This is a genomic window from Micromonospora sp. NBRC 101691 (genome assembly GCF_030269285.1).
Lineage (GTDB): Bacteria > Actinomycetota > Actinomycetes > Mycobacteriales > Micromonosporaceae > Micromonospora > Micromonospora echinospora.
In genome coordinates this window covers 804,001-821,102 of sequence record NZ_BSTB01000001.1, presented here as the reverse complement: position 1 = coordinate 821,102, position 17,102 = coordinate 804,001, and the positions used below count along the sequence as shown (strand labels likewise).

Sequence of the window (17,102 nt, the reverse complement as noted above, 5' to 3'; positions counted from 1 at the left end):
CGTGGTCGCTCTGGTGCTGCCCCGGCTGCTCGACGCCCGTGCCGCCGCCCGCCGCTCCTCCGCGGTCGCCTGGCGGAACATCGACACCCTCGGCACGGCGTACTGGCTGGTGCTCGTCTCCGGCTTCCTGGAGCCGGTGTTCTACCTCTTCTCCATCGGCGTCGGGGTGGGGGCGCTGGTCGGCGACTTCACGCTCCCCGACGGCCGGGTGGTGTCCTACGCGACGTTCGTCGCCCCGGCGCTGCTCGCCTCGTCGGCGATGACCGGCGCGCTGGCCGAGACCACCTTCAACTTCTTCGGCAAGATGAAGTACCAGAAGCTGTACGACGGGGTGATCGCCACTCCGGTGCAGCCGTTCGAGATCGCCCTCGGTGAGCTGGCCTGGGCGATGCTGCGCGGGTCGCTCTACTCGGCGGCGTTCCTCGTGGTGATGGTGGTGATGGACCTGACCACCCTGCCCCGGGCGGCGACGGCGCTGCCGGCGGCCCTGCTGGTCGGCTTCGCGTTCGGTGCGCTGGGCATGACCATCGCCACCTTCATGCGGAGCTGGCAGGACTTCGACCTCCTCGGGTCGGCGCAGTTCACGCTCTTCCTCTTCTCCGGCACCTTCGTCCCGGCGCAGGCGTACCCGGACCTGCTGCGCTGGGTGGTGGAGGTGACTCCGCTCTACCGCTCGGTGCACCTGCTCCGGGACGTCGCGCTCGGCACCGGGGGCGGGGGATGGCTGGTCGACGTGCTCTACCTGGTCGGGTTGACGGCGCTGTGCCTGGTGGTGGCGTCCCGCCGGACGTCCCGGCTGCTCTACCGGTAGGGCTTCGGACGACCGGTGGTTACCCGGGGCCGGGTCGGGGCATGAGCAGGGGGAGACAGCCGACCTGAGGGAGGGGCGATGGCCTCCGACGAGTCCCCCGTCCGGGGCGGGCACCGTGACCGCTCCACCACCACCGCCCGGCGTACGCCGGACGATCTGGGCGCGCCCGGAGTGGACGCGGAGCCGGCGAGGGGTGGGCCCCGGGCGGAAGGGGATCCGGCGACGGGCGCGCCCCGCAGGGACGCGGAGCCGACGACGCGGGACGCGTCGACCCGGAACCGTCCGGTCGGGCCGGACGACGGACCGGACAGCCCCACCGAGCTCTCCGGTACGGGGTGGAAGGCGACGCTGCGCCGCACCGGCCGGGAGTTCTCCGAGGACGGCCTGACCGACTGGGCGGCCGCGCTGACCTACTACGGCGTGCTGTCGATCTTCCCCGGCCTGCTTGTGCTGATCTCGTTGCTCGGACTGCTCGGCGAGAGCGCCACGAACGAGGTCCGGGACACGGTCACCGAGGCGGTGCCGGAGGAGAACATCCGTCGGATCATCGAGGGGGCCATCGACCAGGCCAACGCCTCCGGTGGCCTGGCCAGCGTGGCGGCGGTGATCGGTCTGCTCGCTGCCTTCTGGTCGGCCTCCGGGTACGTCGCGGCGTTCATGCGCGCCTCCAACTCGATCTACGACGTGCCGGAGGGACGGCCGATCTGGAAGACCCTGCCGATCCGGGTCGGGGTGACCGCCGTGATCGGGGTGATGCTGCTCGCCAGCGCGGTGATCGTGGTCTTCACCGGACGGTTGGCCGAGGCGGCGGGGGACGCGATCGGGCTCGGCTCGACGGCGGTCACGGTGTGGAACATCGCCAAGTGGCCGGTGCTGCTGGTGCTGGTCAGCCTGATGTTCGCGCTCCTCTACTGGGCCTCGCCGAACGCCCGGCACGGCGGCTTCCGCTGGGTCAGCCCGGGTGGTGTGCTCGCGGTGGTGCTCTGGCTGGTCATCTCGGGCCTCTTCGCGCTCTACGTGAGCAACTTCGGCTCGTACAACAAGACGTACGGGGCGCTGGCCGGTGTGATCATCTTCCTGGTCTGGCTCTGGCTGAGCAACATCGCCATCCTGCTCGGGGCTGAGTTCGACGCCGAACTCGAACGCAGTCGGGCGATCGCGGCCGGGCACTCCCCGGAGAAGGAGCCCTACGTCGAGCTGCGGGACGACCGGAAGCTCCGCAAGAACGCCCGCAAGCGGGAGCAGGAGCGGGAACGGGAGCGCCACCAGGATCCCCACTGACACTCCCGGTACCGCCGCACCGCCCTCACCGCGCCGTGGTGAGGGCGGTGTCGCGTCGGTGCCGGCGGGACAGGTCGGGACGGGTCGCACGTTACCGACAAGTTTCGACGAGTCGACCAAATCTTTTGCTTGGAAAAACAAAAGTTGAATCCAGATCGTCTGAAGCTCTGGACAGGCTCGGCGGAAGCCTCCTACTGTGACGGGCACGACACGACGACGTCACGTCGACGTGAACGGCTTGAAGCGAGGTGAGTCCGGTGCGGAAGGCCCATCCCCTGCACCTGCGACTGCTGTGGTTGCTCCGCGACGAGGGCGCGCTCTCCCGGGCGGAGCTCGCCGACCGCCTCCAGATCCCGCGCCCGCGTCTGATCGCCGAGCTGGAACGGCTGGTCGCCCTCGGCTACGTCGCCGAGGCCGGACTGGCCAAGTCCCGGGGCGGTCGCCGGTCCACCCTGGTCGAGCTGGACCCCCGCCTACGGTTCGCCGCGGTGGACATGGGCGCCAGCTCGATCGACGTCGAGGTGGTCAACGGCCGGCTCGAACCGGTCGCCGCCTACGCCGAACAGGCCGACATCCGCTCCGGGCCGAAGGCGACCCTGCACCGGGTCAACGAGCTGCTGCACAAGGCGAAGGCCGACGGGGCGTACGAGCGGCTCGACGCGATCGGCGTCGGGTTGCCCGGCCCGGTGAGCTTCCGCGACGGGGTGCCGGTCTCCCCACCGATCATGCCGGGCTGGGACCGGTTCCCGGTCCGGGAACTGCTCACCCGCGAGCACGGCTGCCCGGCGGTGGTCGACAACGACGTCAACATCATGGCGATCGGCGAGCGGCACGGCGGGGTCGCCCACTCGGTGGACGACTTCCTCTTCGTCAAGATCGGCACCGGGATAGGGTGCGGCATCTTCCTCGGCGGTGAGGTCTACCGGGGCAGCGACGGTTGCGCCGGCGACATCGGGCACATCCAGGTGGACTCGCACGGCCCGGTCTGTTCCTGCGGCAACGCCGGCTGCCTGGAGGCCCTGTTCAGCGGCGCGGCGCTGGCCAAGGACGCGACCGCCGCCGCGCGCAGCGGCGCCTCCCCGGCACTGGCGGAGCGGCTCGCCACCCGGGGCCGGGTCACCGCCCTCGACGTCGCCGCCGGTGCCGTCGAGGGGGACGTCACCTGCATCCAGCTCATCCGCGAGGGCGGACGGCGGGTCGGCGGCGTGCTGGCCGGGCTGGTCAGCTTCGCCAACCCGTCGATGATCGTCATCGGCGGGGGACTGGCGCAGCTCGGCCACGTCCTGCTCGCCGAGATCCGCAGCGTCGTCTACCGCCGGTCGCTGCCGCTGGCCACCGGCAACCTGCCGGTGGTCCTCTCCGAACTGGGGCCCCGCGCCGGGGTGGCCGGCGCGGCGGTGCTCGCCAGCGACGTCGCCTTCCTGGAGGCGTCGTGAGCACCGGGTCCGGGCCGGAGTCCCGGCGCGTGAGCAGAGGTGCCGGGTCGGAAACCGGGCTGGGCGCCGGCACCGGGCCGGAAGCCCGGCCGCTGGTCGACGCGCCCGCCGACACCGTTCCCGGTGACGTGGTGCTGCGGCTGACCGACGTGGTCAAGACCTTCCCCGGTGTCCGCGCCCTGGACGGGGTGCAGCTGGAGGTGCGGGCGGGCGAGGTGCACTGCCTGCTCGGGCAGAACGGGGCCGGCAAGTCCACCCTGATCAAGGTGCTCGCCGGGGTGCACCGGCCGGACTCGGGGCAGGTGTGGTGGCGCGGCGAGCCGACCACCTTCGCCAACCCGCAGGCCGCCATGCGCGCCGGCATCGCCACCATCTACCAGGAACTCGACCTGGTCGAGGACCTCTCCGTCGCGGAGAACGCGTTCCTGGGCCACGAGCCGCGCCGGTTCGGCTTCGTCCGGCGCGGCCTGACGGCCCGGCGTACCCGGGAGATCCTGGGCCGGCTCGGCCACCCGGAGATCCCGCCGGGCCGGATGGTCCGCGCGCTGCCGGCGGCGGGCAAGCAGATCGTCAGCATGGCGCGGGCCCTCTCCCACCAGGCCCGCCTGATCGTCATGGACGAACCGAGCGCGGTGCTCGCCCACGACGAGGTCGGCAACCTTTTCCGGATCATCCGGGAGCTGACCGCGCAGGGCATCGCGGTCATCTACATCTCGCACCGGATGGAGGAGATCCGCGAGATCGGTGACCGGGTCACCGTCCTCAAGGACGGCCGGACGACCGCGGCGAACCTGCCCGCCCGGGAGACCCCCACCAGGGACCTGGTCAACCGGATGACCGGCCGGACCATCGAGTACGTCTTCCCCGAGCGCCCGGACACCGCCCCCGGCGCGGAGCTGCTCCGGGTGGACGGGCTGGCCCGCTCCGGCGAGTTCGCCGACGTGTCGCTGACCGTCCGGGCCGGGGAGATCGTCGGCATCGCCGGGCTGGTCGGCTCCGGCCGGTCGGAGCTGATGGAGACCATCTTCGGCGCCCGCCGTCCGGACGCGGGCACGGTCCGGATGGCCGGCCGGCCGGTGCGACCGGGCAGCGTCGGCGCGGCGGTCCGCGCCGGGATGGGGATGGCCCCGGAGGAGCGCAAGAGCCAGGCGCTCCTGCTCGGCGAACCGGTCTTCCGGAACGTCACCCTGGCCACCTTCGGCCGGTACGCCCGGCTCGGCTTCACCGACGCCGAGCGGGAACGGGCCGAGGCGGACCGGATCGCCGACGTCCTCGACCTGCGGCCGAAGGACGTGCGCCGGCCGGTGCGCACCCTCTCCGGCGGCAACCAGCAGAAGGTGGTGGTCGGGCGCTGGCTGCTCGGCGACACCCGGCTGCTGCTGCTCGACGAGCCGACCCGGGGCGTGGACGTGGGCGCGCGGGCCGAGCTGTACCAGGTGATCCGGCAGTTGGCGGCCCGGGGCGTCGGGGTGCTGCTGGTCTCCAGCGAGGTTCCCGAGGTGCTCGGTCTGGCCGACCGGGTGCTGGTGATGCGGGAAGGGCGGGTCGTGCGCGAGGCGCCGGCCGGCGAACTGGACGAGAACACCGTGCTCGACCTCGTGATGGCGGGGTCTCTCCTGGAAGGCGCGCCGGCATGACCCCCGCGCGGCGGCCCACAAGCACAAGCGAGGCGACGGCATGAGCGAGGCGACGGCATGAGCGACGCGACAGGCACGACCACCCCGGACCGTTCCACCGACCTGCCGGCGCAGTCGCCCCCGGTGCACAAGGCGGGCACCGACGCCGCCACCGGCCGGGGCGTCCTCTCCCTCTGGCGGGGCGAGGACGGCGAGGGCGCGCGCCGCAACCTGGGCCTGATCGCCGTGCTGGTGGTGCTGGTGGCCATCGGAATCGCCACCCGCCCCGACCTCTACGGCGACTCCTCCTGGGTCTGGAACAACATCCTCACCATCCTCAAGCTGGCCTCGGTGGTCGGTGTGGTGACCGTGGGCATGACCTTCGTGATCATCGGCGGCGGCATCGACCTGTCGGTCGGCGCGATCGTCGCGCTCGCCGGGGTCTGGTGCACCACGGTCGCCACCCAGAGCTTCGGCGCGGGCGGCATGATCTTCAGCGCGCTCACCGTCGGACTGGCGGTCGGCCTGGTCAACGGCCTGCTCATCTCGTACGGGAAACTGGTGCCGTTCATCGCCACGCTGGCCATGATGGTCGCGGCCCGGGGCCTCGCGGCGGAGATCTCCGACAAGCAGACCCAGGTCTCCGACAACGCCACCATCAACGGCATCGCCAGCACCAACCTGCTCGGCATCCCGCTGCTGGTCTACATCCTCGCCGCGGTGGTGCTCGCCGGGTGGGTGCTGCTCAACCGCACCACCTTCGGCCGGCGCACCGTCGCCGTCGGTGGCAACCCGGAGGCGGCCCGGCTGGCCGGCATCGACGTCCGGCGGCACACCCTGCTGCTCTACGGGCTCTCCGGGCTCTGCTGCGGCATCGCCGCCATCATGCTCACCTCCCAGGCCACCTCGGCCCAGGCGGCCATGGCCAACCTCTACGAACTCGACGCGATCGCCGCCGCGATCATCGGCGGGACGCTGCTCAGCGGCGGGCGGGGCACCATCGTCGGCTCCCTGCTCGGCGTGATCATCTTCTCCACCATCACCAACCTGTTCGCCATCAACGGGCTCTCCACCGAGGCCCAGAACATGGTCAAGGGCGGCATCATCGTCGCCGCGGTCCTGGTCCAGCAGGTCCAGTTCCGCAGTCTCTCCCAGTTTCTCAAGCGCAACCGGATGACCACCGCCTGACCCGGCGGCGGCACCCGGACACCGCACCACGCCCCACCGGCGGCCACCTCGTACCCGACGGTGGCCGGGACGAACGCACCCTTTCCCTCCTCCACCACCCCCGCACCCAGGAGGTCACGATGACCCAGCACCGCCGCGAACTGCCGCGCCGCCGGCTGCTGTTCGGTACGGCCGCGCTCGGCGCCGGCGCGTTGCTCGCCGGCTGCACCAGCAACGAGACCGCGCCGACCGCCGCGCAGACCAAGGCCGCCGAGGCGGGCGGCAACGCCGAACCCGGCAAGCGCGTCACCATCGGCTTCTCCGCCCCGGCCGCCGACCACGGCTGGATCGCCGCCATCACCAGCAACGCCAAGGCGCAGGCGGCGGCGTACTCCGACGTGGAGTTCAAGACCGTCGAGGCCGGCGCGGACGCGGCAGCCCAGCGGGCCGCGCTCTCCACCCTGCTGTCGCAGAAGCCCGACGTGATCGTGCTGCTGCCGCACGACGGCAAGGAACTCAACGCCTTCGGCCTGGAGGCGATGAAGGGCGGCATCCCGGTGGTCAACCTGGACCGGGCCTTCCCGGACGCCCGGGCGTACCGGACCCAGATCAAGGGCGACAACTACGGCATGGGCGTGGCCGCCGCGACGTACATCGTGGACCAGCTGCGGGCCAAGGGCGTCACCAACCCGATCATCGGGGAGATCCCCGGCATCGACTCGCTGGAGCTGACCCAGGAACGGTCGAAGGGCTTCAGCGACACCCTCGCCTCGTTCGGCTTCAAGGTGGCCAACCGGCGGCCGGCGGAGTTCACCGCCGACTCCGGCCAGCAGGCGGCCACCGGCCTGCTCCAGGCGCTGCCGAAGATGGACGCGCTCTGGAACCACGACGACGACCAGGGCATCGGGGTGCTCGCCGCGATCAACCAGTCCGGCCGCAAGGAGTTCTTCATGGTCGGCGGCGCGGGTTCCAAGAAGGCCATGGAGGACATCCAGGCCGACAACACCGTGCTGAAGGCGACCGTCACCTACAGCCCGTCGATGGCCTCCTCGGCCATCTCCCTGGCCCGGCTGATCGGTCAGGGCAAGGGCATGTCCGACCTGGTGGAGCTCCAGGTACCGAAGGAGATCGTCCTCGCCTCGGAGACGATCACCAAGGAGAACGCGGGCAGCTACCTCAAGCTCGGGTTCTGACACACGGGGGGAGACCCACCTTGTCCACATCACCACGGGAACTGCGGGTCGGCCTGGTCGGCTACGCGTTCATGGGCGCCGCGCACTCGCAGGCGTGGCGCACCGTGAACCGGGTGTACGACCTGCCGGCACGGGCCCGGATGACACTGATCTGTGGCCGGGACGCCGGAAAGGTGGCCGACGCGGCCGACCGGCTCGGCTGGGAGGGGCACACCACCGACTGGCGTGACCTGGTCACCCGGGACGACATCGACGTGGTCGACGTCTGCACCCCGGGGGACAGCCACGCCGAGATCGCCCTGGCCGCGCTGGCCGCCGGCAAGCACGTCCTGTGTGAGAAGCCGCTGGCCAACACGGTCGAGGAGGCCCGGGCGATGGCTGCCGCTGCGGCCACGGCCCGGACCGCCGGTGTCCGGTCGATGTGCGGTTTCAACTACCGCCGGGTGCCCGCGGTCACCATGATGCGGGACCTGGTCGCCGCCGGGCGGCTGGGCGTCATCCGGCACGTCCGGGCGACGTACCTCCAGGACTGGATCGTGGACCCGCAGTTCCCGCTGGTCTGGCGACTGCTCAAGGACCGGGCGGGATCCGGCGCGCTGGGCGACATCGGCGCGCACATCATCGACCTGACGCAGTTCGTCACCGGGCAGCGGATCACCGGGGTCAGCGCGGTCACCGAGACCTTCGTCAAGGAACGACCACTGCCGGTCGACGCGCAGGGCCTGACCGGCAGCGTGGACGGCTCCGCGGGGGTCGACGGCTCCGGCCCGGCCACCGGGACGGTCACCGTGGACGACGCGGCGGTCTTCGTCGCCCGGCTCGACGGCGGGGCGCTGGCGACGTACGAGGCGAGCCGGTTCGCCACCGGCCGGAAGAACGCCCTGCGGGTCGAGATCAACGGCTCGCTCGGCACCGTGGTGTTCGACCTGGAGCGCCTCAACGAGTTGGAGTTCTACGACGCCGCGCTGCCCCCGGCGGAGCAGGGCTTCAGCCGGATCCTGGTCACCGAGGGCGACCACCCGTACATGTCGGCCTGGTGGCCGCCGGGACACATCATCGGCTACGAGCACTCCTTCACCCACCAGATGCGCGACTTCGTCGAGGCGGTGGCCACCGGCACCGACCCGACCCCCTCGTTCGCCGACGCGTTGCAGGTCCAGCTCGTGCTGGACGCGGTGACCCGCTCGGCAGAACTCGGCTCGTCCTGGACCGAGGTGGAACCGGCCCTGGTGACGGTGGCCGCCTGACCCACCCGAGCGACTTTTCCGGACCGACCGGCGAGGGCCGGCCGCGGTTGCGCCCCGCGGCCGGAGACGAGGTCCGATCCGGAGAGGCGTGCCGCGGCGGACCGGGTCCGGCCCGCCGGGGCACGACAGCACGACGGTCGTCCGGCGCGACCGGACCGGGATTCCCCGGTCGCGCCGGAGGACCGGACCCTCCGTTCCTCCACGGCTCTTCCACGGCCACCCGCCGTGATCCGCCGATCCGGCGTCCTGTCTGGTCCCGACGTCGGTAGACCGGCCGGCGCGGGGCCCCAGGCGTCCGGCCGGAACGCACCTGTCCCGACCGGGCGACACGGGTGGGCAGGGTCGAGACGCCGACCGACCCTGTCCACCTGCCCCGTCCGTCACACCGAACCGGGCCCGCGTACCGGCGTCCTCACCGCCGATGTCGCCGCCGGCCGGCGGGTGCTCTCCCGGCCCGGTGGGACGGGCGGGGCGTCCTTGCGCGTCCGGAACCGCACCCCCACCCGCCTGCGTACCGGATCACGCCGCTGCCGCTGCCGCTGTCGAGGTCGGAGCGGCCCGCGTCCCGGCGGGGAGCGGGCCGAGGTGTGCCCGGAACGACGCTGTCGAGCTGCCCCGTCCGTGCGCCCACGCGCCGACGGCGGTCCGGCCGTTCCGAAGACCACGTCCCACGCCCCTGGCGCCCCGTCTGTGCGGGCAGCTCCACAGGACGCAGAGCGCGGGTCCGTCTCCGTCGCCGGTCCCCGTGGTTGGTCCCGGCAGCGCCTGAGCCAGGCCCCGAGGGCCACTTTTCGTGAACTGAGCAGAAGTTCGGCGAGAACCGTCAGAAGCTCTGGACAGGGACATCGAAACACCTTAATGTCGTCGCCATCGCGAACCTGTTACGTCGAGGTGAACCGGCGGCGCGGTGATCCATCGACCGTCCCCGAGCGTCGGCGCGCACCTGCGTCACGCCCCCGGGACGACACGGCCCCGACCGGGACGGCACCCGGCACGAGCCGCACACCCCCCGCTACGGCATCCGGCGCGACGGCGCGCGCCCGCCCTGGCAGTCGAACGTCAGGAAGGGACGGACCCAGGCATGTCCACACACGACGGCACCCCCGGCCGGCGAAGGTCGTCGGCCGGCTCCGCGCTGCTGCTGGTGGCCGCGGCCGGGCTGGTCGCCCTCGGCGGCCCGGCAGCCCCCGCATCGGCCCACCCCGTCAACGCCACCGACTTCCAGCAGGTCACCCTCGCCAAGGGGGTCGCCGAGGTCGGCGAGCCGATGAGCATCGCGGTGCTGCCCGACCGCTCCGTGCTGCACACCGCCCGCAACGGCACCCTGCGCCGCACCGACGCGGCCGGCACCACCAGCGTGCTCGGCACCATCCCGGTCTACCTGCACGACGAGGAGGGTCTCCAGGGCGTCGGGGCGGACCCGAACTTCGCCAGCAACCGGCACGTCTACCTCTACTACGCGCCGCCGCTGGCCACCCCCGGCGGGGACGCCCCGGCCACCGGCACCGACTTCTCCGTCTGGCAGGGCGTCAACCGGCTCTCCCGGTTCACCCTCAACGCCGACTGGACGCTCAACATGTCCAGCCAGGTCACCGTGCTCGACGTGCCGGCCGACCGGGGGATGTGCTGTCACGTCGGTGGGGACATCGACTTCGACGCGGCCGGCAACCTGTACCTGTCGACCGGGGACGACACCAACCCGTTCGACTCCGCCGGCTACGCCCCGATCGACGAGCGCACCAACCGCAACCCCGCGTACGACGCCCAGCGCACCTCGGCCAACACCAACGACCTGCGCGGCAAGATCCTCCGGATCAAGGTGAACACCAACGGGACGTACTCGATCCCGGCGGGGAACATGTTCGTCGACTCCGACCCGAGGACGCGTCCGGAGATCTACGCGATGGGCTTCCGCAACCCGTTCCGGATGAGCGTCGACCGGGCCACCGGCATCGTCTACGTCGGCGACTACGGTCCGGACGCCGGCACCACCAGCGCCCGGGGACCGAGCGGCCAGGTCGAGTTCAACCGGATCACCGGCCCCGGCAACTACGGCTGGCCGTACTGCACCGGCACGAACACCGCCACCGAGACGTACGCGGAGTGGGACTTCGCCGCCGGCACCGCCGGGGCGAAGTACAACTGCACCGGCGGCCCGACCAACAACTCGTTCCGCAACACCGGCCTGCCGACGCTCCCCGGGGCGAAGCCGGCCTGGATCCGGTACGCCGGCGACGCCGGCAGCCCGCCCGAGTTCGGCGGCGGCTCCGAGTCGCCGATGGCCGGCCCGGTCTACCGGTACGACCCCACCAACCCCTCCACCACGAAGTTCCCGCAGTCCTTCCACGGGCAGTTCTTCGCCGGTGAGCTGGGCCGAGGCTGGGTCAAGCCGATCCACCTGAACACCGACGGGTCCCCGGGCGGCATCGACACCTTCCCGTGGAACGGCAAGCAGGTCATGGACATGGCGTTCGGCCCGGACGGCGCGCTCTACGTGCTCGACTACGGCACCGGCTACTTCAACGGCGACGCCAACTCGGCGCTCTACCGCTACGACCACATCGGCGGCGGCAACCGCGCGCCGACCGCCGTGGCCGCCGCCGACCGGACCTCCGGGGCCGCCCCGTTGACCGTGAACTTCTCCTCGGCCGGGTCGTCGGACCCGGACGGCGGCGCGCTGACCCACGCCTGGAACTTCGGTGACGGCACCACGTCGACGTCGGCGAACCCGAGCAAGACGTACACCACCGACGGCTCGTACACCGCCACGTTGACCGTCCGGGACCCGCAGGGCGCGACCGGCACCGCCAGCGTGTCGATCCGGGTCGGCAACACGGCCCCCACGGTGCGGATCAACTCCCCCCTGATGGGCCGGCTCTTCTCCTACGGCGACACCGTGCCGTTCAGCATCACCGTCACCGACCCGGAGGACGGGACGATCGACTGCACCAAGGTCAAGATGACCTACGTGCTCGGCCACGACCAGCACGGCCACGCCATCACCTCGCAGAACGGCTGCTCCGGGTCGATCACCATCCCGGTCGACGGTGAACACGACGAGGCGGCCAACATCTTCGCCGTCTTCGACGCCGAGTACACCGACTCCGGCGGACTGACCACCCACGAGCAGCACATCCTCCAGCCGCGCAAGCGCCAGGCGGAGCACCACAAGGACTCCTCCGGGGTGTCCCCGCACGACAAGACCCAGGCCGAGGGCGGCCGGACCATCGGCAGCATCGACAACGGGGACTGGATCGCGTTCGAGCCGTACCGGCTCGACACCGTCACCTCGTTCCACGCGCGGGTCTCCTCCGGCGGCGTCGGCGGCACCATCCAGGTCCGGGTCGGCTCGCCCACCGGCACCGTGCTCGGCTCGGCCACCGTGCCGGTCACCGGCGGCTGGGAAACCTTCACCACCGTCACCGGCACCATCTCCGGCGCGCCGGCCAGCACCGGCCGGCTCTACCTGACCTTCGCCGGTGGCACCGGCGCGCTCTTCGACGTCGACGCGTTCGGCTTCGTCACCGGCGCCGCCAACAGCGGCCCGGTCGTCGGCATGGGTGGCAAGTGCCTCGACGTGCGGAACGCGGCGACCGCCGACGGCACGCAGATCCAGATCTACACCTGCAACGGTACGGCGGCCCAGACCTGGTCGGTGACGCCGGGCGGTCCGGTGCGGGCGTTGGGTAAGTGTCTGGACGTGTCGGGTGGTGGTGCGGCGGACGGTACGAAGATCCAGTTGTGGACGTGCAACGGTTCGGGTGCGCAGGTGTGGTCGGCGCAGGCGGACGGGTCGGTGCGTAATCCGCAGTCGGGTAAGTGTCTGGACGTGTCGGGGAACACCGCGGTGGATGGTCAGGCGGTGCACCTGTGGACGTGTCACGCGGGCGCGAACCAGAAGTGGACCCTGCCGTGAGGAACCCGACCCGCAACCGGGAGAACGACATGCGCAGACGCCTCCGATCCGCCCTCGGCGCGGCCACCGCCGTCCTCGCCGTTCTCGCCTGCACCACCCCCGCCACCCCGGCCAGCGCCGCCGACACCCCGTACGACGTGCTGGTCTTCTCCAAGACCGCCGGCTTCCGCCACGACTCGATCGCGGTGGGCACCCAGGCCGTGCGGGAACTCGGCGCGGCGAACAACTTCACCGTCACCGCGACCGAGGACGCCACCCGCTTCACCACCGCCAACCTCGCCCAGTACGAGGCGGTGATCTTCCTGAACACCACCGGCGACGTGCTCGACGGCACCCAGCAGAGCGCCTTCGAGGCGTACGTCAACGGCGGCGGCGGGTTCGTCGGCGTCCACTCGGCGGCCGACACCGAGTACGGCTGGCCGTTCTACGGCAACCTGGTGGGCGCCTACTTCGCCGCCCACCCGGCCATCCAGCAGGCCCACGTGCACGTGACGGACCGGGCGCACGCGGCCACCGCCCACCTGCCGCGCACCTGGACCCGCACCGACGAGTGGTACGACTACCGGGCCAACCCCCGGCCGTCGGTCCGCGTGCTCGCCACCCTCGACGAGTCGTCGTACTCGGGCGGGCAGATGGGGGCCGACCACCCGATCGCCTGGTGCCGGACGGTCAGCGCCGGACGGTCCTTCTACACCGGCGGCGGGCACACCCAGGCGTCGTACGCCGACCCGGCCTTCCGGGCGCACCTGCTCGGCGGCATCCGGTACGCGGCCGGCCGGACCCGGGCCGACTGCCGCGCCGAGACCGGCTACACCACCCTCTACGACGGCTCCACCACCGGCTGGTCGCAGGCCGGACCGGGCAGCTTCAGCAACACCGACGCGACCCTCACCTCGGTCGGCGGGATGGGCCTGTACTGGTACAGCGCGAAGCAGTTCACCAACTACTCGCTCAAGCTCGACTGGCGGATGGCCGGCGACGACAACTCCGGCGTCTTCGTCGGCTTCCCGCCGTCCGGCGACCCCTGGTCGGCCGTGAACAACGGCTACGAGATCCAGATCGACGCCACCGACGCGGCCGACCGCACCACCGGCGCGGTCTACACGTTCAAGTCCGCCGACCTCGCCGCCCGGGACGCCGCGTTAAACCCGCCAGGGGAGTGGAACACCTACGAACTGCTCGTCGAGGGGGAACGGCTCCAGGTCTTCCTCAACGGGCGGAAGATCAACGACTTCACCAACACCGACCCGGCCCGCTCCCTCGCCGGCCACATCGGTCTCCAGAACCACGGTACGGGCGACGACGTCTCGTTCCGCAACATCCGGATCAGGGAACTGGGCGGCAACCCGCCGGGCGGGAACACCACCGTGCAGGCCGAGGCGTTCAGCACCGCCAGCGGGGTCTCCGCGTTCCCTAAGGCCGGGGCCAACGGCGGGCAGACCCTCGGGTACGTCGACCCGGGCGACTGGGCCGGGTACCACGGCCTCGACCTGACCGGGGTGACCGCGCTGCGGGCACGGGTCGTCTCCGGCGGACCGGGCGGCACCATCCAGGTGCGCACCGGCTCCGCCACCGGCCCCGTGCTCGGCCAGGTGGCGGTTCCCAACACCGGAGGCTGGACCTCCTTCGCCGACGTCGGCGCCACCCTCGCCGGGGTGCCGTCCGGTACGCAGAACCTGTACCTGACCTTCACCGGCAGCGGCTCCGGTCTCTTCGACGTCGACGACGTCACCCTCGTCCGGTCCACCGGCGGCACCGGCGCAGGTCCGGTCGTCGGGCTGGGTGGCAAGTGCCTGGACGTGCGGAACGGGGCGACCGCCGACGGCACGCAGGTGCAGATCCACACGTGCAACGGCAGCGCCGCGCAGGCGTGGTCGGTGACGCCGGGCGGTCCGGTGCGGGCGTTGGGTAAGTGTCTGGACGTCTCGGGTGGTGGTGCGGCGGACGGTACGAAGATCCAGTTGTGGACGTGCAACGGTTCGGGTGCGCAGGTGTGGTCGGCGCAGGCGGACGGGTCGGTGCGTAATCCGCAGTCGGGTAAGTGTCTGGATGTCTCGGGGAACACCGCGGTGGATGGTCAGGCGGTGCACCTGTGGACGTGTCACGCGGGCGCGAACCAGAAGTGGACCCTGCCGTAGCTCGCGCCTCGTCCGGTGGGCGCTGAGGTGTGAGCAGGGGTCCCCTGTTACCTCCTGGTGAGGAGCAGGGGACCCCTGCAACCGCCCCGCGCGGCCCTTCCGAACCGGCGGCGGCGGTCCTAGAGTGGGTGACGGCAGCCGTGACAGGCGGCCGGTGGCCCGGCGGGAGGCGCAACCCGCTGGGTGCCAGGCGCACATCCGTCGGTGACCCGGCGGGGCAGCGCCCACCGGTCCCTCCCTCCGGCGCGGCCCCTCGTCCCGGGGCCGGTCACCCTCGCCCCGGTCCCGCCCGCGGAATCCCTGACCACCACAGGGGAGAAGGACAATGGCGCGACCCATCACACTCTTCACCGGCCAGTGGGCCGATCTTCCGTTCGACGAGGTCTGCCGGCTCGCCTCCGAGTGGGGCTACGACGGACTGGAGATCGCCTGCTGGGGCGACCACTTCGAGGTCGACCGGGCACTGGCCGACGACTCGTACGTCGATCGCAAGCGTGAGACGCTGGCGAAGCACAACCTCGGGGTCTTCGCCATCTCCAACCATCTCGTCGGCCAGGCGGTCTGCGACCACCCGATCGACGAGCGGCACCAGGACATCCTGCCGGCCCGGATCTGGGGGGACGGCGAGCCGGAGGGGGTCCGCCAGCGGGCCGCCGAGGAGATCAAGGACACCGCCCGCGCGGCGGCGAAGCTCGGCGTCCACACCGTCGTCGGCTTCACCGGATCGTCGATCTGGCACACCCTGGCGATGTTCCCGCCGGTGCCGCCGTCCATGATCGAGCGCGGGTACCACGACTTCGCCGACCGGTGGAACCCGATCCTCGACGTCTTCGACGAGGTGGGCGTGCGGTTCGCCCACGAGGTCCACCCCAGCGAGATCGCCTACGACTACTGGACCACCCGGCGGACCCTGGAGGCGATCGGGCACCGCCCCGCCTTCGGCCTGAACTGGGATCCGTCCCACTTCGTCTGGCAGGACCTGGACCCGGTGAACTTCATCCTCGACTTCGCCGACCGGATCTACCACGTCGACTGCAAGGACGCGAAGGTGCGTACCGGCGACGGGCGACGGGGGCGGCTCTCCTCCCACCTGCCCTGGGCCGACCTGCGCCGCGGCTGGGACTTCGTCTCCACCGGGCACGGCGACGTACCCTGGGAGGACTGCTTCCGGGCGTTGAACGCCATCGGGTACGACGGCCCGCTCTCGATCGAGTGGGAGGACGCCGGGATGGACCGGCTGGTCGGCGCGCCCGAGGCGCTCCAGTTCGTCCGCCGGCTCGCCTTCGACGCCCCGACGGCGGCCTTCGACGCCGCCTTCAGCAGCGGCCGCGACTGACCGGACCCGCGTAACGTCCGGTCGACCGGACCGTACGACGCCCGACGGGCCGGCCGCGCGAGGCGGCCGGCCCGTCGAAAGCGGGGTCGTTCAGAACGTGCTGCCGTTGGCCCCGCCACCGGACGACTTGCTCCGGCTGGCGCTGCTGGCCGAGCCGGTGTTCGACGATCCGGCGCTGGTGGAGTTGGCGCTGCCGGTCTTCGCCCCGACCGTGGCCGGCGTGCCGGCGAAGGCGTCGTCGGCAGCGGTCAGCCCCTGCCTGCCGTCCCCACTGCTGCTGCCGAGCTTCTCGCCCAGCTTGGAGTGGCTGAGCTTGTCCTTGCCCTCGCTGTAGAGCCGGTTCGCCTGGGCCTGTGCGACGCCGGCCGCCTCCTGCACGGTCGGGTGGTCCAGCACCTTGCGGCCCCGGACGACCAGCTCCTCGTACTTCTCCCGACCGGCGCGGGCGCCCAGGACGAATCCCGCAGCCAGCCCGCCAAGGAACATGATCTTTCCGCGCATGGCGGCTCCCTTCGTACCTGACGCGCCACCGATTCCGTACCGGGGAACCCGGTCGGGAGCGGTCGTGTCGCGCCTGCGTCCTCTGTCCGCAGCTAACTACCCATCCTCCTCTCTGCTCATGCCTCCCTGTGTCCGGATAGCGATTTGTCCCGGCTTCTTGCGGTTCGAAGGTGGGCGGTAACCCCCTGGACCAACACCCCGGGGAATCCTGTACGCTTGTCCCCGTCGCACGGTGCCGGAGAGATCCGGTTCCGGAACGCGATCCCCTGTAGCTCAATTGGCAGAGCAGCCGGCTGTTAACCGGCAGGTTATTGGTTCGAGTCCAATCGGGGGAGCTCACTCCACTGCGCCCGCCGGCACCGCCAGGCGGGCGTCACTGTTTCCCGGGCCGAGTCACCCCGCTGCCCGGGTCTGCCGGCCACGGAACTCGGTGGTGTCCACGCCCGCCGACGTCGCCCGT

11 protein-coding genes and 1 tRNA gene are annotated in these 17,102 nt (G+C 71.7%); 11 read left to right on the top strand and 1 reads right to left on the bottom strand.

Annotated features, from left to right (window positions below; genetic code table 11):
• Position 1: 1 nt before the first annotated feature.
• The 10 genes from QSK20_RS03480 to QSK20_RS03435 all read left to right on the top strand — a co-directional run bounded on the left by QSK20_RS03480 (position 2) and on the right by QSK20_RS03435 (position 16,141).
• Positions 2 to 811: an ABC transporter permease gene (locus tag QSK20_RS03480; protein ID WP_285787063.1), complete on the top strand. Its 810-nt coding sequence runs from the start codon at positions 2 to 4 to the stop codon at positions 809 to 811.
• Between the two features lie 78 nt (positions 812 to 889).
• The gene (locus tag QSK20_RS03475; RefSeq protein ID WP_285787062.1) at positions 890 to 2,092 is read left to right on the top strand and encodes a YihY/virulence factor BrkB family protein; all 1,203 of its coding nucleotides are present in this window, start codon (positions 890 to 892) and stop codon (positions 2,090 to 2,092) included.
• A 257-nt stretch (positions 2,093 to 2,349) separates the two neighbouring features.
• A complete protein-coding gene (locus QSK20_RS03470; protein ID WP_285787061.1) occupies positions 2,350 to 3,528 on the top strand; it encodes an ROK family transcriptional regulator in 1,179 nt (392 codons plus the stop codon).
• 128 nt (positions 3,529 to 3,656) lie between these two features.
• On the top strand, positions 3,657 to 5,165 hold the full coding sequence (locus QSK20_RS03465; RefSeq protein ID WP_285787201.1) for a sugar ABC transporter ATP-binding protein: 1,509 nt from the start codon (positions 3,657 to 3,659) through the stop codon (positions 5,163 to 5,165).
• Positions 5,166 to 5,222: 57 nt separating this feature from the next.
• A complete protein-coding gene (locus QSK20_RS03460) occupies positions 5,223 to 6,332 on the top strand; it encodes an ABC transporter permease (RefSeq protein ID WP_285787060.1) in 1,110 nt (369 codons plus the stop codon).
• Between the two features lie 119 nt (positions 6,333 to 6,451).
• Positions 6,452 to 7,504, top strand: coding sequence for a substrate-binding domain-containing protein (locus QSK20_RS03455; RefSeq protein ID WP_285787059.1), 1,053 nt, complete (start codon positions 6,452 to 6,454; stop codon positions 7,502 to 7,504).
• A 20-nt stretch (positions 7,505 to 7,524) separates the two neighbouring features.
• Positions 7,525 to 8,751 (top strand): Gfo/Idh/MocA family protein, encoded by a 1,227-nt coding sequence (locus tag QSK20_RS03450; RefSeq protein ID WP_285787058.1) that lies wholly within the window; start codon positions 7,525 to 7,527, stop codon positions 8,749 to 8,751.
• A 1,081-nt stretch (positions 8,752 to 9,832) separates the two neighbouring features.
• Positions 9,833 to 12,667 carry a PQQ-dependent sugar dehydrogenase gene (locus tag QSK20_RS03445; protein ID WP_285787057.1) on the top strand — a complete coding sequence of 945 codons (2,835 nt, stop codon included), beginning with the start codon at positions 9,833 to 9,835 and terminating at the stop codon, positions 12,665 to 12,667.
• A 29-nt stretch (positions 12,668 to 12,696) separates the two neighbouring features.
• A complete protein-coding gene (locus QSK20_RS03440) occupies positions 12,697 to 14,805 on the top strand; it encodes a ThuA domain-containing protein (protein ID WP_285787056.1) in 2,109 nt (702 codons plus the stop codon).
• Between the two features lie 325 nt (positions 14,806 to 15,130).
• Positions 15,131 to 16,141, top strand: a complete 1,011-nt coding sequence (locus QSK20_RS03435; protein WP_285787055.1) for a sugar phosphate isomerase/epimerase family protein — start codon at positions 15,131 to 15,133, stop codon at positions 16,139 to 16,141.
• A 90-nt stretch (positions 16,142 to 16,231) separates the two neighbouring features.
• Here the strand turns inward: QSK20_RS03435 and QSK20_RS03430 are convergent, their stop codons facing one another.
• Positions 16,232 to 16,642, bottom strand: a complete 411-nt coding sequence (locus tag QSK20_RS03430; RefSeq protein WP_285787054.1) for a hypothetical protein — start codon at positions 16,640 to 16,642, stop codon at positions 16,232 to 16,234.
• Between the two features lie 262 nt (positions 16,643 to 16,904).
• Between QSK20_RS03430 and QSK20_RS03425 the strand changes: the two genes are divergently transcribed.
• Positions 16,905 to 16,977, top strand: a tRNA-Asn gene (locus tag QSK20_RS03425).
• Positions 16,978 to 17,102: the final 125 nt, after the last annotated feature.